Raw genomic sequence first — 19,806 nt, 5'->3', positions numbered from 1 at the left:
GCTGCGTCCAATCGAAATAAATGACGGCGTGATAAACCGTTTCGATCACCGGGCCCAGACCTTGGCCAGCGCGGCCTGCAGCCGTGATAGAGGAGACTGATCGAATGGTCGGGCAAAGCAATTTGACGCCAATGGGCGCAGGTTATAGCTTGAACCTTATCCGCGGCCTTTCGCCGCCCCCAGCCACTTCAATGTCGAGCGCGAACGTGGAAAAGAACCCCCAGGCCCTGATCGACGGTTTCAACCGCAAAGTCGATTACCTGCGGATGTCGGTTACCGACCGCTGCGACTTTCGCTGCGTCTATTGCATGGCTGAAGACATGCAGTTCCTGCCGCGCCAGCAGATTCTCAGCCTCGAAGAGCTGTACCAGGTCGCCGAGCGCTTCGTCGCCCTGGGCACGCGCAAGATCCGCCTGACCGGCGGCGAGCCGCTGGTACGCCAAGGCATCGTCGAGCTCTGCGGGCGCATCGCCGCCCTGCCCGGCCTGCGCGAACTGTGCCTGACCAGCAACGGCTCGCAGCTCGGCCGCCTGGCCCAGCCGCTGTTCGATGCCGGCGTGTCGCGCCTGAACATCAGCCTCGACAGCCTAGACCCCGAGCGTTTCCGCGCCCTGACCCGCACCGGCGACCTTGCGCAGGTGATCGCCGGCATCGACGCCGCCCGCGCCGCGGGCTTTCGCCGCACCAAGCTCAACGCGGTGGTGCTCAAGGGCCGCAACGACCACGAGATCGTCGACCTGGTGCGTTTCGCCATCGACCGCGAACTGGACATCTCCTTCATCGAAGAGATGCCCCTGGGCGTAATCAGCGAGCACGAGCGCGGCGAATCGTTCTGCTCCAGCGACGACGTACGCGCACGCCTGGCCGAGCACTTCACCCTGGTCGAGTCGGCCGAGTCGTCCCAGGGCCCGGCGCGCTACTGGCGCCTGGCCGAGGCGCCCAACACACGGGTCGGTTTCATCTCGCCCCACAGCCACAACTTCTGCGCCACCTGCAACCGCGTGCGCCTGACCGTCGAGGGCCGCCTGTTGCTGTGCCTGGGCAACGAACACTCGGTGGACCTCAAACAGGTCATGCGCCAGCACCCCGGCGACAGCGCCCGCCTGGAAAAAGCCATTCGCGACGCCATGCAGCTCAAGCCCTACCGTCACCACTTCGAAGTGGGCGGCGAGGTGCAGATCCTGCGCTTCATGAACATGACCGGCGGCTGATCGGCCGCCTCTGGAACCGCCTTGATCGTCCACTCACGCCCCGACATGCTGCGCGTGCTGTTCACCCTCAAAGGCTCGATCGTCCAGCGCATCGCCCTGCGCTGCCTGGCGGTGACCTTGCTCGCGGCGCTGATCGTGCTGGTCGAGCGGCACTACCCGGCGCTGTTCTACCCGGTCAGCGCCACGCCCTTCACCCTGTTGGGGCTGTCGCTGTCGATCTTCATGAGCTTTCGCAACAACGCCTGCTACGACCGCTGGTGGGAAGGCCGCAAGGCCTGGGGGCGGATGATCATCGAGGTGCGCTCGTTCGTGCGCGAAAGCGTGGCGATCAAGGACGCGGCGCTGCGCGAGGAACTGCTGCGCAGCCTCTGTGCCTTCGCCCATGCCCTCAATGCCCGGCTGCGCAACGAAGACGAGCTCGGCGCCGCCCGCCCCTGGCTGGGCGAGAGGGCGCAGATAGTGACGCACAATGTCTGCGACGGCATCCTGCGCGAGGTGGGCGAACATTGTTCACGGCTGGCGGAGCGTGGAGCGATCAGCGAGTTCCGCTACACCTTGCTGGAGCAGCGCCTGGCCGGCCTGTCGGACGTGCAGGCCACCTGCGAGCGGATCAAGGGTACGCCACTGCCGTTCCCCTACACCCTGCTGCTGCACCGCACCATCTACATCTTCTGCCTGCTGCTGCCGTTCGCCCTGGCCGAACCGCTGGGCTGGCTGGCACCGCTGTTCACCACCATCGTCAGCTACACCTTCTTCGGCCTGGATGCGATCGGCAACGAGCTGGAGGACCCCTTCGGGCGGGATGAGAACGACCTGCCGACCGATGCGCTGGTGCGCACCATAGAGCGTGATGTGCTGTCGGCGCTGGGGCATGAGCCACTGCCACCGGCGTTGGTGCCGGTGGATCATGTGTTGAGTTGAAGTCTCATCGCGGGGCAAGCCCGCTCCCACGCCAGCGTGTGTGCTGAAATAAGATCGGCGTGGGAGCGGGCTTGCCCCGCGATGGAGCCCTGAGGTCAACCGCGGCTTTCGCAGGCCCCGATCGGCTTCAGGTGCGGGACGAAGTTGCACGGCCGGTGCCGCGCATCCAGCTGCTCGGCCAGGATCCCCTCCCATGCCGTGCGGCAGGCGCCGGTCGAGCCCGGCAGGCAACACACCAGGGTACCGTTGGCCATGCCGGCCAGGGCCCGGCTCTGCACGGTCGAGGTACCGATATCGAGAATCGACAAGGCGCGGAACAACTCACCGAACCCGTCGATGCGCTTGTCCAGCAGGCAGTCCACCGCTTCCGGCGTGCTATCGCGGCCAGTGAAACCGGTACCGCCGGTAATCAGCACCACTTGCACCTGTTCGTCTGCGATCCAGGTGGCGACCTGGGCGCGGATCTTGTACAGGTCGTCCTTGAGCAGCTCGCGCGCCACCAGGCGGTGGCCCACGCCGACGGCGCGGCTGGCCAGCAGCTCGCCGGAGGTATCGTTCTCGAAGGTGCGGGTGTCGCTGACGGTCAGCACCGCGATGTTCAGCGGTACGAACACCGCGTCCGGTTTCACGCTCATGGCCTTTGCTCCAGGATTGGCTTGGCGGCCACGTTAGAGAGAAGCCCCGGTAGCGTCCAATCGATAGAGCGTACCGGGTGATCGACGGTTTCTATCGCCTGCCCGCCACGGGCCGACGAATTTGTCAGCAATGATTAGCCAGGTGCTTCACTCTTGGTTAAGGTCTACCCACCCCGCAACTCAGGCCGCACCATGGACATCAAACAGCTCAAGTTCCTCATCGCCCTCGACCAGACCCGCCACTTCGGCCAGGCCGCGGCGCTGTGCCACATCACCCAGCCGACCCTGTCCATGCGCCTGCGCAACCTCGAAGACGAACTCGACCTGGTGCTGGTCAAGCGCGGCCAGCGCTTCGAAGGCTTCACCGAAGCCGGCGAACGTATTCTGGCCTGGGCCCGCACCCTGCTTGCCGCCCACGACGGCCTGCAGGCCGAGGCTGCCAGCTGCCGGGGCCAGGTGGTCGGCAGCCTGCGCCTGGGTACCGTGCCGCTGGCCAGCTTCAACCCCATGCAACTGCTAATGCCGTTGCGCGCAAAGTACCCCGAGCTGCATTTCCAGCTGTCATCGCTGAGCTCCGAGCAGGTGATCGACGGCCTGAGCCGCAACCAGCTCGACCTGGGCATCTGCTACCTCGACCAGGTCAACACCAGCTTCTTCGAAGTGATCGAACTGAGCATCACCACCATGGGCCTGCTGCACGACACCCGGCACTTCCAGTTCGAGGCCGACAGCCTGCACTGGGAAGACCTCGGCGACCTGCCGCTGGGCCTGCTGAGCAAAGGCATGCACTACCGCCAATCCCTCGACCTGAGCTTCCGCAGCCGCGGCCTTACGCCCAACGCCGTGCTCGAGAGCGACTCGACCTTCCAGCTGATCCAGGCGATCAACACCGGCGTGTGCTGCGCGATCATGCCACTGGACTGCGGCCTGGAAGAGCTCAGCCAGCACATGCGCATCATTCCCGTGCAAGAGGCGAGCATCCACAGCCCGGTCGGCCTGCTGCTGCGCCGCAGCGAGCCACGCTCGGCCATCGCCGAGCAGTGTTTCGACGAAGCCCGCGCCCTGTTTCAAGCTTCCTGAGCCGTCGCTTGACGGTACTGGCGCGGGGTAAACCCGGTCAGTTGCCTGAACTGCCGGCTGAACGCGCTGTGGTCGGTGTAGCCACAGCGCAGCGCCACCTCGATGATCGGCAGGTCGCTGTGCAGCAGGTGGTGCGCATGTTCCAGGCGGGCCTTGTGGATCATCTGCCGGGGGGTGAGGTGGAACACCCGCTTGCAGTAGCGCTCCAGTTGCGCAACCGAGATGCCGGCGATGCGCGTCAGCTCGCCCATGCTGATCGGCTGGTGGAAATGCGCGCGGATATGCGCGTCCACAGCGGCCAGGCGCTGGTAGGCGGGGTGGGTGTCGGCGGCTGACTGCAGGTCGACCGAAATACCCACCAGGCCGATGATCGCCCCCGCCGCGTCATACAGCGGGCGTTTGTGGGTCAGGCACCAGCCCGGTTCGCGGCTGCCGTACAGGTGCAGCTCGAGCTGGTCCTCCAGCACCTGGTCCTGCTCCAGCACCCGGCGATCCTGCTCGGTGTAGCCAGGGCCCAGGCGCGCCGGGAACACCTCGGCGCTGGTCTTGCCCAGCAGCGGTTGCAGGCGTTTCAAACCGCAGCGCTGGACCAGCGTGCGGTTTGCCAGCACATAGCGGGCGTGGTCGTCCTTGATGAAGATCGCCGCATTGGCGATGACGTCCAGCATCGGCAGCAGCCAGACCACGCCGGTCAGCAAGGCTTCGAGGGATTCGGGGCGGTGCTGGTCGAGGTGCTGGTACAGGGCAGTCAACGGTTGCTCGGACATGCGGTTATCTCTAGTGGTTCTGGCGCCCTGCAAGCCTAGTCAGCAGCCCCCTCCGAGCGCCAGCACTTGCTCCCGACTATGCCGATTTCGTCACCCACCTTGCAGAAAACCATCAAGAACCGAGCCCCCGATCGGTCCACTCTATGCCCCACGCAAGCCGCCCCACGACCTACAAGAACGCGGCGCATGCCGCCGCATCGTGACATCAGACCTGCCTATCCAAAACCTACAAGAAGGCGCCCCCATGTCAGGCAAATTCAAAAAACAGCTGTCACTGCTGGACCTCACCTTCATCGGCCTAGGTGCCATCTTCGGCTCGGGCTGGCTGTTCGCCGCCAGCCACGTCTCGGCCATCGCCGGGCCGGCCGGCATCCTCTCCTGGTTCCTCGGCGGTTTCGCCGTGCTGCTGCTGGGCATCGTCTACTGCGAGCTCGGCGCCGCCCTGCCACGGGCCGGCGGCGTGGTGCGCTACCCGGTGTACTCCCACGGCCCACTGCTCGGCTACCTGATGGGTTTCATCACCCTGATCGCCTTCTCCAGCCTGATCGCCATCGAGGTGGTCGCCTCGCGCCAGTACGCCGCGGCCTGGTTCCCGGCCTTGACCAAGGCCGGCTCCAGCGACCCGACGGTGCTTGGCTGGCTGGTGCAGTTCGCGCTGCTCGGGCTGTTCTTCCTTCTCAACTACCGCAGCGTGAAGACCTTCGCCAAGGCCAACAACCTGGTCAGCGTGTTCAAGTTCATCGTGCCGCTGCTGGTGATCGGCGTACTGTTCACCTTCTTCAAGCCGGAGAACTTCGAGGTCCAGGGCTTCGCCCCGTTCGGCCTGTCCGGGGTGGAGATGGCGGTGTCGGCCGGCGGCATCATCTTCGCCTACCTGGGCCTGACCCCGATCATCTCGGTGGCCAGCGAGGTGAAGAACCCGCAGCGCACCATCCCCATCGCGCTGATTCTCTCGGTGCTGCTGTCCACCGCGATCTATGCCCTGCTGCAACTGGCGTTCCTCGGCAGCGTGCCGACCGAGATGATCGCCAACGGCTGGGCCGGGGTGACCAAGGAACTGGCCCTGCCCTACCGTGACATCGCCCTGGCCCTGGGCGTCGGCTGGCTGGCCTACCTGGTGGTGGCCGACGCGGTGATCTCGCCCAGCGGCTGCGGCAACATCTACATGAACGCCACCCCGCGAGTGATCTACGGCTGGGCGCAGACCGGCACCTTCTTCAAGTACTTCACCCGCATCGACGAGCAATCCGGCATCCCGCGCCCGGCGCTGTGGCTGACCTTCGCCCTGGCGGTGTTCTGGACCCTGCCGTTCCCGTCGTGGGAGGCGCTGATCAACGTGGTCTCCGCCGCGCTGGTGCTGAGCTACGCCGTAGCCCCGGTGTCCGTGGCCGCCCTGCGTCGCAGCGCCCCGGACATGGCCCGGCCGTTCCGGGTCAAGGGCATGGGCGTGCTCGGCCCGCTGTCGTTCATCATCGCCGCGCTGATCGTCTACTGGTCGGGCTGGAACACCGTGTCCTGGCTGCTGGCGCTGCAGATCGTGATGTTCGTGCTGTACCTGCTGTGCCGCCGTTTCGTGCCTACCGAACACCTGTCGCTGGGCCAGCAGGTGCGCTCGTCGGCCTGGCTGATCGGCTTCTACGCCGTGACCATTTTCCTCTCCTGGCTGGGCAGCTTCGGTGGCCTGGGCGTGATCGGCCACCCGCTGGATACCGTGGTCGTGGCTGCCAGTGCCCTGGGCATCTACTACTGGGGCGCCGCCACCGGCGTGCCGGCGCGGCTGGTGCGCCTCGATGGCGACGATGAAAGCGAAGCCAGCAGCGAAACCCATGCCGGCCGACAGCCCGCCGCTGTCGCCTCCTGACCCACTACACAATGGACACGCTGATGAAACAGGTTCATGTCATCGACTCCCACACCGGCGGCGAACCGACCCGCCTGGTGATGAAGGGCTTCCCGCCACTGCACGGCCACAGCATGGCCGAGCAGCGCGACGAACTGCGCGAGCTGCACGACCACTGGCGCCGCGCCTGCCTGCTGGAGCCGCGCGGCAACGACGTGCTGGTGGGCGCGCTGTACTGCCCCCCGGTGTCCGCGGATGCGACCTGCGGGGTGATCTTCTTCAACAACGCCGGCTACCTGAACATGTGCGGTCACGGCACCATCGGCCTGGTCGCTTCGCTGCGCCACCTCGGCCTGATCGAACCTGGCGTGCACAAGATCGATACACCGGTCGGCCAGGTCAGTGCCACCTTGCATGACGACGGCTCCGTCACTGTCGGCAACGTGCCGTCCTACCGCTACCGCCGGCAGGTCGCGGTGCAAGTGCCTGGGCATGGCCAGGTGCATGGCGACATCGCCTGGGGCGGCAACTGGTTCTTCCTGGTCTCCGACCACGGCCAGCGTATCGAGCTGGACAACCGTGAAGCCCTCACCGACTACACCTGGGCCCTGCTCAAGGCCCTCGAGGCCCAGGGCATCACCGGCGAACACGATGCCCCGATCGACCATGTCGAACTGTTCGCCGACGACGCCAACGCCGACAGCCGCAACTTCGTCATGTGCCCCGGCAAGGCCTACGACCGCTCGCCCTGTGGTACCGGCACCAGCGCCAAGCTGGCGTGCCTGGCCGCCGACGGCAAGCTCGCCGAAGGCCAGACCTGGGTCCAGGCCAGCATCACCGGCAGCCGCTTCCAGGGCCGCTACGAACGCGACGGCGAACGCATTCGCCCGTTCATCACCGGCCGCGCCCACATGACCGCCGACAGCACCCTGCTGATCGACGAACAGGATCCGTTCGCCTGGGGCATCTGACCCCATTCATTTCCCACTGAATACCGCCAGGAGTGACAACAATGACCGACAACATCTTCACCGGCACCATGCCCGCCCTGATGACCCCCTGCACCGCCGAGCGCAAGCCGGACTTCGACGCCCTGGTGCGCAAGGGCCGCGAACTGATCGACGCCGGCATGAGCGCGGTGGTGTACTGCGGCTCGATGGGCGACTGGCCGCTGCTGACCGAGGCCGAGCGCCAGGAAGGCGTGGCGCGCCTGGTGGCCGCCGGCATCCCGACCATCGTCGGCACCGGCGCGGTGAACACCCGCGAAGCCGTATCCCATGCCGCCCACGCCGCCAAGGTTGGTGCCGCCGGCCTGATGGTCATCCCTCGCGTGCTGTCCCGTGGTGCCTCGCTGATCGCCCAGAAGCACCACTTCTCGGCGATCCTCGCTGCCGCGCCGAAGCTGCCGGCGGTGATCTACAACAGCCCCTACTACGGCTTCGCCACCCGCGCCGACTTGTTCTTTGAGCTGCGCCGCGAGTACCCGAACCTGATCGGTTTCAAGGAGTTCGGCGGTGGCGCCGACCTGCGCTACGCCGCCGAGCACATCACCTCCCAGGACGAGGCTGTGACCCTGATGGTGGGCGTCGACACGCAAGTGGTGCATGGCTTCGTCAACTGCAACGCCACCGGCGCCATCACCGGCATCGGCAACGCGCTGCCCCGCGAAGTGCTGCAGCTGGTCAGCCTGAGCAAGCGCGCCGCCAAGGGCGATGCCAAGGCCCGACGCCAGGCCCGGGAGCTGGAAGCAGCGCTGGCGGTACTGTCGTCGTTCGATGAAGGCTGCGACCTGGTGCTGTACTACAAGCACCTGATGGTGCTCAACGGCGACACCGAGTACCGCCTGCACTTCAACGAAACCGACGCCCTCAGCGACGCCCAGCGCAACTATGCCGAGCAGCAGTACGCGCTGTTCCGCAGCTGGTACGCCAGCTGGTCGGCCGAGCAGAACATCGCCTGATAACGAGGACACTGGTGGGAGCGGGCTTGCCCCGCGAAGCAGGCGACGCAGTACCTGGCACCGGATTGGTCGGTGTTCGCGGGGCAAGCCAGCTCCCACGCCCTCCGCTCCCATACTTGATTCCAAAGGACGCCCCATGACCCTGACAGGCAACCTGCTGATCGGCCAGCGTGCCGTGCCCGGCAACCGCGAAACAATCCGCGCCATCGATCCGAGCAGCAACCAGGCCCTGGAACCCGCCTATGCCGGCGCCAGCAGCGAACAGATGGCTCAGGCCTGCACCCTGGCCTGGGCGGCATTCGATACCTACCGCGAAACACCTCTCGAACAACGCGCCGGTTTTCTCGAAACCATCGCCGAACAGATCGAAGCCCTGGGCGATGCGTTGATCGACCGCGCCCACGCCGAGACCGGCCTGCCCAAGGCCCGCCTGCTGGGTGAACGTGGCCGCACCTGTGCCCAGCTGCGCACCTTCGCCCGGGTGGTACGCGCCGGTGAGTGGCTGGATGTGCGCGTGGACAATGCCCTGCCCGAGCGCCAGCCGCTGCCCCGCCCGGACCTGCGCCAACGCCAGGTGGCCCTGGGCCCGGTGGCGGTGTTTGGCGCCAGTAACTTCCCGCTGGCCTTCTCGGTAGCCGGCGGCGACACCGCCTCGGCACTGGCCGCGGGCTGCCCGGTGGTGGTCAAGGCCCACGGCGCCCACCCCGGCACCAGCGAACTGGTTGGCCTGGCCGTGGCCCGGGCAGTCGCGCAGTGCGAACTGCCCGAAGGCGTGTTTTCCCTGTTGTACGGCGCGGGCCGTGAACTAGGCATCGGCCTGGTCACTGATCCACGTATCAAGGCGGTCGGCTTCACCGGTTCGCGCAGCGGTGGCCTCGCCCTTTGCCAGGCGGCCCAGGCGCGCCCGGAGCCGATCCCGGTCTATGCCGAAATGAGCGCTATCAACCCGGTGTTCCTGTTCGATGGCGCCTTGCGCTCGCGCAGTGAAACCCTGGCGCAAGGCTTTGTCACTTCGCTGACCCAAGGCGCCGGCCAGTTCTGCACCAATCCCGGGCTGGTGGTCGCCCGGCAGGGCCCGGCCCTCGAGCACTTCCTGGTTGTCGCCAGCGCCCATGTTGGCCAAGCGGCGGCGCAGACCATGCTCACCCCGGCTATCGCCAATGCCTATGCTGACGGCGTGGCAGCACTGAGCGAGAACCAAAACGCCCGCTGCGCGGCGAACAGCCTGCCGGCGCAGGGGCCGAACCAGTGCCAGGCTCAGTTGTTCGTCACCACCGCGCAGGCGTTTCTTGCCGACCCTACGCTGCAAGCCGAAGTGTTCGGCGCCGCCTCGCTGGTGGTGGCATGCGCCAACGATGAGCAAATCCGCCAGGTGGCCGAGCATCTGGAAGGCCAACTGACCGCCACCCTGCACCTCGACGAGGCCGATCTGGACAGCGCCCGCCGCCTGCTGCCAACCCTCGAACGCAAGGCCGGGCGGATCCTGGTCAATGGCTGGCCGACCGGGGTCGAGGTCAGCGACGCCATGGTCCATGGCGGCCCGTTCCCGGCCACCTCGGACGCCCGCAGTACCTCGGTGGGCACTGCGGCGATCCTGCGCTTCCTGCGCCCGGTGTGCTACCAGGACTTCCCCGACGCCCTGCTGCCCGGGGCATTGCAGCAGGCCAATCCGCTGCACCTGCGGCGGCTGCTCGATGGCCAGCGGGAAGCCTGAACCATGACCGCCACTGACACGGACATCGCCGTGGTCGGCGCCGGCATCGTCGGCGTCGCCTGCGCCCTGCAGCTGGCACGCCAGGGCCGCCGGGTGCTGCTGATCGATCGCCAGGCACCGGGCCATGGCGCTTCGTATGGCAACGCCGGGCACCTGGCCACCGAGCAGGTGTTTCCCATCGCCGACCTGTCGATCCTCAAGCGCCTGCCGGCGATGTTGCTGGACCCGATGGGCCCGCTGCGCCTGGACTGGAAGTACCTGCCGCGCGCCCTGCCCTGGTTCACCCGGCTGCTGCTGAACCTGCGCCCGGCGCCGTTCCAGCGCAGCGTGGCCGGCATTCGGGCGTTGAATGAAAACAGCCTTGGCGCCTGGCAACGGCTGCTCGCATCCATCGACCGCAGCCCCTTGCTCAAGGAAGACGGGTCGCTGCTGGTGTTCGAACGCCACGAATCGCGCCAGGTCCTCGCGGCGTTACGCGCCCGCATGCAGGCACAGGGCGTACCCGTGGACCTGTGGTCGGCAGAGGCAGTGAGCGAAGCGGCGCCGCAGTTGAGCCCGTCGATCCTGGGTGGCCTGTTCTTCCCGCGTACCGGTCACTTCCTCGACCCCTATCATGTGGTCTGCGAAATGTTCAGCGCCGCAAAGGCCGGCGGCGTACGCTTTCTTCGCGCCGAGGTCAGTGGCGGTCGGGTGCATGGCCAGGGCGTCAGCCTTGCCAGCGACCAGGGCCCCCTCGAGGCCAGCCAGGTGTTGATCAGTGCCGGCGCCCACTCGGCCAAGCTCACCGCCACCCTGACCGGCCGGCGGGTGCCCCTGGATACCGAGCGCGGCTACCACCTGATGCTACCGGCGGAGCAGCAGCGCCTGCCGTTTGCCGTCACCTCGCTGGAGCGCAAGTTCATCATGACGCCCATGGCCGACGGCCTGCGCCTGGCCGGCACGGTGGAGTTCGCCGGGCTCGAGGCGCCGCCGAGCATGCAGCGGGCTTGGCAACTGCACAGGTTGAGCAAGGGGTTGTTTCGGCGCGAGCTGGATGCCGAGGGGGCGACACCGTGGATGGGGTTCCGGCCTTCGCTGCCGGATTCGCTGCCGGTGATCGACCGGGTGGCCGATGGCAAGGTGTTGCTGGCATTCGGGCACCAGCATTTGGGGTTGACCCAGGCGGCGGTGACGGCGGAATGGATGGGGCGGTTGGTAAATGGCGAAGACTGCCCGCAAATCAGCGCCTATCGATTGAGCCGGTTTTGAAACGGGGGCCGCGTGGCGGCCCCTGCCTCACTCAGCGATAACGCTCGAGCCAGTGCGCATAAGGCGCTGGCAAGGTCCACGAAGCCTTGTCCACGCCCAGGGCCTTGGCAGCGGCATACGGCCAGTGCGGGTCAGCCAGGTGCGCACGCCCTACCGAAACCAGGTCCAGCTGGTTGGCCTGCAGCGCGCCTTCGGCCAGCTCCGGGGTGCCGAAGCCCCAGGCCGAGGTCACCGGCAGCTTGGCCTCGCGACGCACACGTTCGGCGATCGGGCCCATGAACGCCGGCCCCCACGGGATGTTGGTCTCGGGAATGGTAAAGCCAACGCTGACGCTCAGCAGGTCCAGGCCACCGGCCTTGAACCGGCGCGCCAGTTCGATGGATTCCTGCAGGGTCTGCTCGTCACGGCCGTCATACTCCAGCACGCCGAAGCGAGCGGTCAGCGGCAGGTTCTCCGGCCACACCTCACGCACGGCGGCCAGGGTTTCCAAAAGGAAGCGCGTGCGATTGTCGAAGCTGCCGCCGTAGGCATCGGTGCGCTGGTTGGAATGCTCGGAGAAAAAGCTCTGGCCCAGATAACCATGAGCAAAATGCAGCTCGATCCATTCGAAACCGGCATCGCGGGCACGCCGTGCGGCATCGACGAAGTCTTGCTTGACCCGGGCGATATCGTCCAGGGTCATGGCCTTCGGCACTTTCGGCAGGTGGGCGCCGAAGGCGATGGCGGACGGGGCGATGGTGTCCCAGCCACGGGCATCGTCGACGGCGATGTGGTCGTCACCTTCCCAGGGGCGGTTGGCGCTTGCCTTGCGCCCGGCGTGGGCGATCTGGATGCCCGGCACGGAACCGGCGGCCTTGATCGCTTTGACCACCGGCACGAACGCCTGGGCCTGGGTGTCATTCCAGATCCCGGCGCAGCCGGGGGTGATGCGCCCTTCCGGGGACACCGCGGTGGCCTCGACCACCACCAGGCCGGCGCCACCACGGGCCAGGCCCGCATAATGCACCTGGTGCCAGTCATTGATCAGGCCATCTTCGGCCATGTACTGGCACATCGGCGGAATGGCGATGCGGTTGCGCAGGTTGACGTCTTTGAGGGCGTAGGGTTCGAACAATGCGGCCATGAGGTAACTCCAGGGATGGGGTTGGATACGATTGTTCGATCATATTCGAACTATGGCAATTTGTGAAACCCCCGTTATCATGTCGACCATGCGAGCCTATACCCACCCCAATCCCGAAGACCTGACGCTGGAGCGCTTGCTCTACGCGCTGAGCGACCCTGTGCGCATGGATATCGTGCGCCGCCTGGCGGGTGTCGCCGAAGCCAGCTGCGGCGAGCTGGACGGCGGCCGGCCCAAGTCGAGCATGTCCCATCACTTCCGTGTATTGCGTGACTCGGGGCTGGTGTACACCCGCAATGTCGGTACCACGCACATGAACTCGTTGCGCAGCGATGAGCTCGAAAGCCGTTTTCCAGGGTTGCTGGGCAGCATTCTCGAACAACGTTGAACCCCTGCCTGCCGCCGGCGGGGCTGTTTCTCTCGATTATCCAGACACAAAAAAACCACGAGGCCGCCAGGGGCGATCCTCGTGGTTGGTGTTGCCGGGCAAGCCCGGCCAACATGGGCCTTACAGCGCCATGTCGTTCGCAGGCTTGCTCTCGACCGGCGCGCCTGGGGCAGCGGTGGTCTTGACGCTCTGATCGAGCACCGGCGGCTTCTCAAGTTGCAGGACTTCAGCGGTGTAATCCCACTCTTTCTGGGTGGCAGCGGCCGAGTCGTTCAGCTTGGTACCGTAGCTCGGCACGATTTCCTTGATCTTGGCCTGCCATTCAGGGGTGGCGACCTTCTCCTTGAACACGGTTTCGAGCACGTTGAGCATGATCGGCGCGGCAGTCGAGGCACCTGGCGAGGCGCCCAGCAGGCCGGCGATGGTGCGGTCCTGGGAAGCCACGACCTCGGTGCCCAGCTTCAGCACGCCACCCTTCTCTTCGTCACGCTTGATGATCTGCACGCGCTGACCGGCCTGCCAAAGCTTCCAGTCTTCCTTCTTGGCGTTCGGGAAGTAGGTCTGCAGGGCGGCGAAACGGTCGTCGTCGGACTGCATCAGCTGGCCGGCGAGGTACTCGACCAGCGGGTACTGGTCGATGCCGACGCGGGCCATCGGCCAGACGTTGTGGGTGGTGGCGCTGCTCAGCAGGTCCAGGTACGAGCCGTTCTTCAGGAACTTGGTCGAGAAGGTGGCGAATGGCCCGAACAGGATCACGCGCTTGCCGTCCAGCACGCGGGTGTCCAGGTGCGGTACCGACATGGGTGGCGCGCCGGTCGAGGCGATGCCGTAGGCCTTGGCCATGTGCTGCATGGCAACGGTCGGGTTCTCGGTCACCAGGAACGAGCCACCAACCGGGAAGCCTGCGTATTCCTTGGCCTCGGGGATGCCCGACTTCTGCAGCAGCTTCAGCGCGCCGCCGCCGGCACCGATGAACAGGAACTTGGCGTCGGTGGCCGATTCGGTACCGTCCTTCAGGTTCTTGTACTCGACGTGCCAGGAGCCGTCTTCGTTGCGGGTGATGTCCTGCACTTCGGTGGACAGCTTCAGGTCGAAGTTCTTTTTGGTCTGCAGGCTGCCAACGAACTGGCGGGTGATCTCGCCGAAGTTGACGTCAGTGCCGATCGGGGTCCAGGTAACCGCCAGCTTCTGGTTCGGGTCACGGCCTTCCATCATCAGCGGGACCCACTTGGCGATCTGCGCGTGGTCCTCGGAATACTGCATCGGACGGAACAGCGGGCTGGCCTGCAGGGCGTCGTAGCGCTTCTTCAGGAACTTGATGTTGTCATCGCCCCAGACGAAGCTCATGTGCGGAGTGGTGTTGATGAACGAGTGCGGGTTCTTCAGCACGCCCTGGCGTACCTGCCAGGCCCAGAACTGGCGGGAGATCTGGAACGACTCGTTGATCTCGATGGCCTTGGTGATGTTGACCTTGCCGTCTTTGTCTTCCGGGGTGTAGTTCAGCTCGGCCAGCGCGGAGTGGCCGGTACCGGCGTTGTTCCAGCCGTTGGAGCTTTCTTCGGCGACGCCGTCCAGGCGCTCGACCATCTCCATCGACCAGCTTGGCTCCAGCTCGTTGAGCCAGACAGCCAGGGTGGAGCTCATGATGCCGCCGCCAACCAGCAGCACGTCGACTTTCTTGGTGTCGGCAGCGTGCGCTTGCATGAAGCTCGCCGCGACAGCCAGACCCAGCAAGGTCTTGCCAGCTTTCTTGAACATTGATCGATTCCAGTCAGTAGAACGGAGGGTGGGCCTGTGGCTGGCCCAGGTATTCCATGTTCTTCAGCGCAGGCTTGTTGTGATCATTGTTCAGCAGCCAGAGAGACATTGGACGCGCCAGCCTTTGGTCGGATTGACCGACAAGGCTGAAACGATTTACGGATTGTAACCGAATTGCCAGCACAAACAAACGCGGGCCGGGGCGTCAAGACGACAGGTTGCCACGCGACAAGCCACCACGCCCCGGAAAACAAAAACCCCCGGCCACATCCATGGTCGGGGGTCTTGGATCAGGCCGTGAACGGCCGGATCAGGGTAATCCCAAGATTACTGCTGCTGAGGCAGTTTATCGATCGGACCGCAGCCGCCGATGATCTTGGAGATGGAAACCGATGGGTGGAACAGGTAGTCGTACGAGCAGTTCTTAGGCTGGTTGTAGACCTGGCCGGTGCAGCCGGACAGCAGGGCAACGCCCGAAACGACAGCAACAGCGACAGTAGCTTTGATCAGCTTTTTCATAAAAATCCTTTAGTCCATGATCCACCATCAAACGGATGGCGCGCGGATCATACGGAAAAGGGCCGCGCAGTGAAAGCCATTAGTGCAACGCTGGCCCTGGGGTTACATACACTCACAAGTGTCCAGACTAAAACTAAGCCAGTTCAGCCACTGCTTAATCGTTACAGGATCGGTAGTTTGCATCGTCTGCGCCGAGCGGCCTGATCGAAGGCGACCACTTGATGCTTGAACTAGAAGAGGCAATGGAAAGCGCCGAGCTTGAATACGGTATTTTGCGTAGCGATTGGACAAGCCGGCAAGCGATCTCACCGAAATAGGGTTTGCGGCGCTAGTGAATGAAGCTGTTTTTTACAGCGAGGACAAGCAGTTTCCATGGACTGGCAAATGTCGAAATCGTCTCTTCACCGCCGGTTTAAAAAAAAAGCCCGCGCAAGGCGGGCAAAGAAGGGGGGTCGGTTAAATCTGGTGGCTGTAGAACAGCGAGTAGGATTCAATACCGTCGTTGGGCTGCTTGATCCCTGCGTTGGAATAATGAATGGCGCGAAGGCCTACCTTTTGGGTTTCACCAATTTTCAGGCCGGCCCCGAGACGGTCTTCGAAGTTGAACGCCGAGCCGAACTCTTGATCGCCTGCCGCCGTTCCGGAGAATACCGCGACACCAATGCCCGCTTCCACGAACGGTTTAATATGGCCGTTACCGAATTCATAGACAAAGACCGGAGCGAACGAAAGCGAGTGTGCTCCGCCGGAAGCATCACCAGCTTCCCAATAGGTGTAACCCGCGTCCCAGTAGCCAGTCAGGCGCCCTGTGCTCGACTCGAACCAGCTTTTATCCCAGTTAAAACCCAGGCCTGCACGAGCGGTGATGCCGCCTTGGCTCGTCGCGCCAATGGCACCAGATAACTCCGCAGCGCCAGTTGTCGCGGCAAAAAGGGACAGCATCGCCACAGCGATGAATGTTTTCATGATCACGGTCTTCCATGGTTTGTTTACTTAGCTAGCGATCAGAAGCAAAGTGACATCAAAACGTTCAATACTTTTAAATTTTTTTTGTCGCGTCTGCCGGAATGCTTGTAGACGCGGGTGCTCCTGACCGACTCGTCACTTGATTTGCTGAGTGTCCAGCGCCCACCAAACATGCCGAGATGCCACGGCGCCAGCGGCTGATGACAAGCCTCCAGGGCGCGAAGCTGACGTAGGTCGACTATCGCACTCCTTGCTACCCTTCGGCATTCGAGTCGTTCGACAAGGGTCGGTCCAGGTCATCTCTGGCATGTAGCAGTCCAGGGCCCCGACGAGCGCTGTGCTCTCGTCATCGCGCATGTAGACGAAGCGCGCAGGCAACATGTCGCCTTCGGCAGCCCATCGCCGGGCTCAGCCTTGGATCCGGGGGGGCAAGCGGTTGGGTTTTGCCTGCGATGGATCTGGACGCGCCAGGCCTCGCCGCGCTTTTCGTGGTACGCCTCGGCGGGATGACTTCGAATGCTTGGAGGAATATCACCCTCCCCCAAAATGCACCCGGACGAAAAAAGCCCCGAGGGCTATACAGCGCTCGGGGCCTTCAATATGGCGGAGAGATAGGGATTTGAACCCTAGGTACTGTTGCCAGCACAACGGATTTCGAATCCGTTTTCGGCCCTAAATAAATTCTAGTGATTTACGAAAAATCCAATAAAATCAATGCCTTAAACGAATAGTCACACAACAGCACTCCACATGATTTGGGGGATCCATTCCCCCAAAATTCCCCCAAGATCGAGACATTCCTGATACGTGGGCTGCTTAAACCATCAAAATTCAGACCTGTCTTATTGGACGGAGGCCTGCCAAAAGATAAAACGGTCTCAAGCCAGACAGACTGGCCTTCCCTGCCACGTCGCACCGAAAGGTAGATCCATGAACTCCATACATAGCATCCAGTCCCTGCAGTTGCGTCTGATCGAATCAGCATCGGTGAGCGAAAGCTGTGCCAGCGATCTGCTGATGATTTTACGTAAGCTCAGCACAGCCGAGGCCACCAGTGTTGTCGGCATCATCAGTCTGCTCCACAGTGAGGCAGGGGCGTTGAGAAAGATATCCAAGGACATCACGCAGCGTTACGCAGCTTTGTCGGCCTGCTGAGGTCGACGAACGCTGTGTCAAAACTTCCTGACGCTTTCAGATCAACAGGAACGCCCGCCAGGTACGAAGAAAGGTAACTGCTTGGAAGCGAGGTACATTGCCGGGAGCGCCCCCTCATCTCAAACCCAGTTGTTAGCAATTCGCATAATGGCTTGGTAAGACCAGTCCGCAGCGCTCGAACCACACGCTGCCTGCAATCTCCCGGGCAAAACCGCAGGGTGTCAAGGCGACGTCAGAATGACCACATAATTACCTTGTGAGACCTGTTTACCGCCGGCATCAACCAGCGTGTAACGCAGAGTGGTACGGTCAAGTGCGCCAGCGCTGATCACCTGTACAGCCCCCCCTTCGCTTTCCACGCCCTGGACATCAATGTGGCTGCCAAGAGTCCCTGATGGACACTCATCCAGCCGAACCCCCCAATCCCCCGCAGTCCCACGACAGGAAGGCTCAACGATGCTGCCAGTGAACTGCAGCACTCCCGAACTTATATCGCTTTTTGCGTGCACCTGCGCTACCGCCCCCAAGCAGCTCATTGCGCATACCGCAAAGATCTTGATGTTCATTGCTTCACTCCCCAGTGAACCCACTTGCCCTCAGCCTATCCGATAAGTGGTGACAAGCACCGACCAAGGTGTGAGCCCGCTCACAAAGCGGATAACGAAAAGTGGATGCACATCGAGACCTTTTAAGAAACGTCTCAAAGCCGACAGGACTATCAGCTTCTAGCATGGCTCCTGACTACCCCAGTCAGCCTCACCGGAGCCGTTACTTGCCTACACCGCAGCGCTTCCCCTTGTTTTCGCTCAAGGCCGTCCAGGCGCTACTCGCCTCCCTATGCCTGGCGAGTAGTGCCTGGGCGCAGCTCAAGGTCGAAGGCACCCGCTTGATCTACCTTGGACAGGACAGGGAAGCCAGCATCAACGTTGTCAATCGCAGTGGCGAGGAGACCGTCATGCAGAGCTGGGTCAGCGACCCGCAAGGCGGTGACGATATCCCATTCGCTATTGTCCAGCCTCTGACCTTGTTACCCCCGCAAGGCCACCAAATGTTGCGCGTGCTCTATGCAGGTCAGGGCCTACCCACCGATCGAGAGTCGATGTTTTGGCTGAACATCCTCGAAATCCCGCGCAAGTCCGAGCACGCTGACAGCATGCAATTCGCAATTCGACAACGACTCAAGCTCTTCTATCGCCCTACAGAGCTGCAGGGCTCGACCAGCGATGCAGTGCGAAATCTGCAATGGCATCGGCATTCACAGCGTATCGAAATTAGTAACCGAAGTGCCTTTCACCTCTCGCTGGTGGACCTTGCACTCGAAGGCCCTGGCCTCCATCAGCCCTTAACAGATTACGTGCTGCTCCAACCGGGTGCATCAATCACCCTCGACGCGCGCTCACCCGTGCCTGACGGCAGCCGTGTCGCATTCACCGAAATCGCCGACAGCGGTCTGCTGCAAAACCACAGCGCGCCGCTGCCGTAATGACACAGCCACAGGATTCTCCCATGCCACCGATCAGGAAACACCTGTTGGGTCTACTGCTCATTGCCGCTGCATGTCCCACCACCAGCTACGCGCTGGCATGCAAGCTCGACCCGTCCAAAACAGCCGTTTTTAAAGAAGCACTGGGCACCGCGCTGGCTGTTCCAGCCGACGCGCCGGACGGCACCATCATCTGGGAGTCGGAGGAGCGCGCGTTGCCTGTGATCTGTGCGGATGATTACGAGATGGGGTTAGATGAAATCGTCTATTTCTACATCAACCCTGCGAAGGTGAGTGTCGGCCAGGGAATACGAGTGGGTATTCGCTACAAATCACAAGTGATCACCCAAGCCTCGGGGACTATCAGCACAGGCTACAGCTCGTTTTACGGGTGCAACTGGGCCAACTGCACGGGGTGGGACAAAGCGAGATTCACCCTGAATTTCAGTGTCTTCATCGAAAAATTCGGCAAAACGCCAGCCAACGGACAGGCCAGTACCGCCACCGAGTACCGGGTGTTTCAGCTGGACGGCAGGGGCGGCTTGAACCCCAAGCCTAACAGCAACCTGAACTATGTCATCACCGGCATGAACAACATCCGCTTCGTTCCCTGCTCGCCGGAGCTGACCATCACACCGTCCGTGGTCAACTTCCGCCGCGCCCTGACCAGTTCGGCGCAAGTAGGCCAAGTTGCCAGTTCGGCCAACTTCAGCCTCGACCTGATCAGAAACTGCGACACCCCCTACGCGGTCAACGCCCGCTTCACACCCGTCGCCGGTACGGCAAGTGTCATCGACAAGTTACTAGTACCGACCCAGAACACCTCCGTAGGTATCGCGCTGACGCGCCAGGACAGCAATCAGCCAGTCCCATTCGGAGACTGGTTCAAGCTCAGCGACCTGACGACGCCAGGGTTGATCCGGAACGAATTCCGCGCCGACCTTGTCTGGCGTGCCCCGGCAACCCCTGGAGCGTTCGAAGCCTCGGCCCTTGTCGATCTGTTTTTCAAGTAGCCACGGTTTAAGGATCGTCTGATGT

General features: G+C 63.5%; 19 protein-coding genes. 12 read left to right on the top strand and 7 right to left on the bottom strand.

Annotated features, from left to right (window positions below; genetic code table 11):
- Window positions 1-206: 206 nt before the first annotated feature.
- Together moaA and LU688_RS07700 are read left to right on the top strand one after the other, a co-directional pair.
- The gene (gene moaA / locus LU688_RS07705; protein ID WP_038705601.1) at window positions 207-1,211 is read left to right on the top strand and encodes a GTP 3',8-cyclase MoaA; all 1,005 of its coding nucleotides are present in this window, start codon (window positions 207-209) and stop codon (window positions 1,209-1,211) included.
- A gap of 21 nt (window positions 1,212-1,232) precedes the next feature.
- Complete coding sequence (locus LU688_RS07700; protein ID WP_023632838.1) at window positions 1,233-2,132, top strand: bestrophin family protein; 900 nt, start codon at window positions 1,233-1,235, stop codon at window positions 2,130-2,132.
- A gap of 95 nt (window positions 2,133-2,227) precedes the next feature.
- Here LU688_RS07700 and moaB read toward each other — a convergent pair whose 3' ends face one another.
- Complete coding sequence (gene moaB, locus LU688_RS07695) at window positions 2,228-2,767, bottom strand: molybdenum cofactor biosynthesis protein B (protein ID WP_023632839.1); 540 nt, start codon at window positions 2,765-2,767, stop codon at window positions 2,228-2,230.
- Between the two features lie 192 nt (window positions 2,768-2,959).
- On the opposite strand from moaB, the gene LU688_RS07690 reads away from it, so the two are divergent.
- Window positions 2,960-3,847 carry a LysR family transcriptional regulator gene (locus tag LU688_RS07690; RefSeq protein ID WP_038705600.1) on the top strand — a complete coding sequence of 296 codons (888 nt, stop codon included), beginning with the start codon at window positions 2,960-2,962 and terminating at the stop codon, window positions 3,845-3,847.
- Here the strand turns inward: LU688_RS07690 and LU688_RS07685 are convergent.
- Complete coding sequence (locus LU688_RS07685; RefSeq protein ID WP_160291291.1) at window positions 3,835-4,614, bottom strand: AraC family transcriptional regulator; 780 nt, start codon at window positions 4,612-4,614, stop codon at window positions 3,835-3,837. The two genes, LU688_RS07690 and LU688_RS07685, sit on opposite strands and share 13 nt — an antisense overlap.
- A 244-nt stretch (window positions 4,615-4,858) precedes the next feature.
- On the opposite strand from LU688_RS07685, the gene LU688_RS07680 reads away from it, so the two are divergent.
- The 5 genes from LU688_RS07680 to LU688_RS07660 all read left to right on the top strand — a co-directional run bounded on the left by LU688_RS07680 (window position 4,859) and on the right by LU688_RS07660 (window position 11,376).
- The gene (locus LU688_RS07680; protein WP_094010057.1) at window positions 4,859-6,475 is read left to right on the top strand and encodes an APC family permease; all 1,617 of its coding nucleotides are present in this window, start codon (window positions 4,859-4,861) and stop codon (window positions 6,473-6,475) included.
- Between the two features lie 23 nt (window positions 6,476-6,498).
- A complete protein-coding gene (locus tag LU688_RS07675) occupies window positions 6,499-7,425 on the top strand; it encodes a 4-hydroxyproline epimerase (protein WP_038705599.1) in 927 nt (308 codons plus the stop codon).
- 41 nt (window positions 7,426-7,466) lie between these two features.
- Entirely contained in the window at window positions 7,467-8,414 is a 948-nt protein-coding gene (locus LU688_RS07670) for a dihydrodipicolinate synthase family protein (protein ID WP_038705598.1), read from the top strand.
- A gap of 136 nt (window positions 8,415-8,550) precedes the next feature.
- A complete protein-coding gene (locus LU688_RS07665; protein ID WP_094010058.1) occupies window positions 8,551-10,128 on the top strand; it encodes an aldehyde dehydrogenase (NADP(+)) in 1,578 nt (525 codons plus the stop codon).
- 3 nt (window positions 10,129-10,131) lie between these two features.
- Window positions 10,132-11,376 carry an NAD(P)/FAD-dependent oxidoreductase gene (locus LU688_RS07660; RefSeq protein WP_160291290.1) on the top strand — a complete coding sequence of 415 codons (1,245 nt, stop codon included), beginning with the start codon at window positions 10,132-10,134 and terminating at the stop codon, window positions 11,374-11,376.
- Between the two features lie 31 nt (window positions 11,377-11,407).
- Here the strand turns inward: LU688_RS07660 and LU688_RS07655 are convergent, their stop codons facing one another.
- The gene (locus LU688_RS07655; RefSeq protein WP_094010060.1) at window positions 11,408-12,499 is read right to left on the bottom strand and encodes an NADH:flavin oxidoreductase/NADH oxidase; all 1,092 of its coding nucleotides are present in this window, start codon (window positions 12,497-12,499) and stop codon (window positions 11,408-11,410) included.
- 52 nt (window positions 12,500-12,551) lie between these two features.
- On the opposite strand from LU688_RS07655, the gene LU688_RS07650 reads away from it, so the two are divergent.
- Entirely contained in the window at window positions 12,552-12,887 is a 336-nt protein-coding gene (locus LU688_RS07650) for an ArsR/SmtB family transcription factor (RefSeq protein ID WP_046856709.1), read from the top strand.
- 120 nt (window positions 12,888-13,007) lie between these two features.
- Here the strand turns inward: LU688_RS07650 and mqo are convergent, their stop codons facing one another.
- From mqo to LU688_RS07635, 3 genes are all read right to left on the bottom strand, one after another.
- On the bottom strand, window positions 13,008-14,645 hold the full coding sequence (gene mqo, locus LU688_RS07645; RefSeq protein ID WP_094010061.1) for a malate dehydrogenase (quinone): 1,638 nt from the start codon (window positions 14,643-14,645) through the stop codon (window positions 13,008-13,010).
- Between the two features lie 327 nt (window positions 14,646-14,972).
- The gene (locus LU688_RS07640; RefSeq protein ID WP_023630554.1) at window positions 14,973-15,164 is read right to left on the bottom strand and encodes a DUF4223 family protein; all 192 of its coding nucleotides are present in this window, start codon (window positions 15,162-15,164) and stop codon (window positions 14,973-14,975) included.
- Window positions 15,165-15,620: 456 nt separating this feature from the next.
- Window positions 15,621-16,130: an acyloxyacyl hydrolase gene (locus LU688_RS07635; RefSeq protein ID WP_094010062.1), complete on the bottom strand. Its 510-nt coding sequence runs from the start codon at window positions 16,128-16,130 to the stop codon at window positions 15,621-15,623.
- A gap of 930 nt (window positions 16,131-17,060) precedes the next feature.
- Here LU688_RS07635 and LU688_RS07630 point away from each other — a divergent pair.
- Entirely contained in the window at window positions 17,061-17,285 is a 225-nt protein-coding gene (locus LU688_RS07630) for a hypothetical protein (RefSeq protein ID WP_094010063.1), read from the top strand.
- 221 nt (window positions 17,286-17,506) lie between these two features.
- Here the strand turns inward: LU688_RS07630 and LU688_RS07625 are convergent, their stop codons facing one another.
- The gene (locus LU688_RS07625; protein WP_143067509.1) at window positions 17,507-17,851 is read right to left on the bottom strand and encodes a hypothetical protein; all 345 of its coding nucleotides are present in this window, start codon (window positions 17,849-17,851) and stop codon (window positions 17,507-17,509) included.
- 206 nt (window positions 17,852-18,057) lie between these two features.
- Between LU688_RS07625 and LU688_RS07620 the strand changes: the two genes are divergently transcribed.
- Both LU688_RS07620 and LU688_RS07615 read left to right on the top strand, forming a co-directional pair.
- Window positions 18,058-18,768: a fimbrial biogenesis chaperone gene (locus tag LU688_RS07620; protein ID WP_232888272.1), complete on the top strand. Its 711-nt coding sequence runs from the start codon at window positions 18,058-18,060 to the stop codon at window positions 18,766-18,768.
- Window positions 18,769-18,791: 23 nt separating this feature from the next.
- Window positions 18,792-19,781 carry a fimbrial protein gene (locus tag LU688_RS07615; RefSeq protein WP_160291289.1) on the top strand — a complete coding sequence of 330 codons (990 nt, stop codon included), beginning with the start codon at window positions 18,792-18,794 and terminating at the stop codon, window positions 19,779-19,781.
- Window positions 19,782-19,806 lie beyond the last annotated feature (25 nt).

Origin of the sequence: Pseudomonas soli (assembly GCF_021283165.2) — a bacterium.
Lineage (GTDB): Bacteria > Pseudomonadota > Gammaproteobacteria > Pseudomonadales > Pseudomonadaceae > Aquipseudomonas > Aquipseudomonas soli.
This window is presented reverse-complemented; position numbering and strand designations above follow the sequence as displayed.

What these genes read in the sequence shown, in the direction of transcription:
- moaB (WP_023632839.1), bottom strand. Translation starts at nt 2,767, where the DNA reads ATGAGCGTGAAACCGGACGCGGTGTTCGTACCGCTGAACATCGCGGTG.
- LU688_RS07690 (WP_038705600.1), top strand. Translation starts at nt 2,960, where the DNA reads ATGGACATCAAACAGCTCAAGTTCCTCATCGCCCTCGACCAGACCCGC.
- LU688_RS07685 (WP_160291291.1), bottom strand. Translation starts at nt 4,614, where the DNA reads ATGTCCGAGCAACCGTTGACTGCCCTGTACCAGCACCTCGACCAGCAC.
- LU688_RS07680 (WP_094010057.1), top strand. Translation starts at nt 4,859, where the DNA reads ATGTCAGGCAAATTCAAAAAACAGCTGTCACTGCTGGACCTCACCTTC.
- LU688_RS07675 (WP_038705599.1), top strand. Translation starts at nt 6,499, where the DNA reads ATGAAACAGGTTCATGTCATCGACTCCCACACCGGCGGCGAACCGACC.
- LU688_RS07670 (WP_038705598.1), top strand. Translation starts at nt 7,467, where the DNA reads ATGACCGACAACATCTTCACCGGCACCATGCCCGCCCTGATGACCCCC.
- LU688_RS07665 (WP_094010058.1), top strand. Translation starts at nt 8,551, where the DNA reads ATGACCCTGACAGGCAACCTGCTGATCGGCCAGCGTGCCGTGCCCGGC.
- LU688_RS07660 (WP_160291290.1), top strand. Translation starts at nt 10,132, where the DNA reads ATGACCGCCACTGACACGGACATCGCCGTGGTCGGCGCCGGCATCGTC.
- LU688_RS07655 (WP_094010060.1), bottom strand. Translation starts at nt 12,499, where the DNA reads ATGGCCGCATTGTTCGAACCCTACGCCCTCAAAGACGTCAACCTGCGC.
- LU688_RS07650 (WP_046856709.1), top strand. Translation starts at nt 12,552, where the DNA reads ATGGCAATTTGTGAAACCCCCGTTATCATGTCGACCATGCGAGCCTAT.
- mqo (WP_094010061.1), bottom strand. Translation starts at nt 14,645, where the DNA reads ATGTTCAAGAAAGCTGGCAAGACCTTGCTGGGTCTGGCTGTCGCGGCG.
- LU688_RS07640 (WP_023630554.1), bottom strand. Translation starts at nt 15,164, where the DNA reads ATGAAAAAGCTGATCAAAGCTACTGTCGCTGTTGCTGTCGTTTCGGGC.
- LU688_RS07635 (WP_094010062.1), bottom strand. Translation starts at nt 16,130, where the DNA reads ATGAAAACATTCATCGCTGTGGCGATGCTGTCCCTTTTTGCCGCGACA.
- LU688_RS07630 (WP_094010063.1), top strand. Translation starts at nt 17,061, where the DNA reads ATGAACTCCATACATAGCATCCAGTCCCTGCAGTTGCGTCTGATCGAA.
- LU688_RS07625 (WP_143067509.1), bottom strand. Translation starts at nt 17,851, where the DNA reads ATGAACATCAAGATCTTTGCGGTATGCGCAATGAGCTGCTTGGGGGCG.
- LU688_RS07615 (WP_160291289.1), top strand. Translation starts at nt 18,792, where the DNA reads ATGCCACCGATCAGGAAACACCTGTTGGGTCTACTGCTCATTGCCGCT.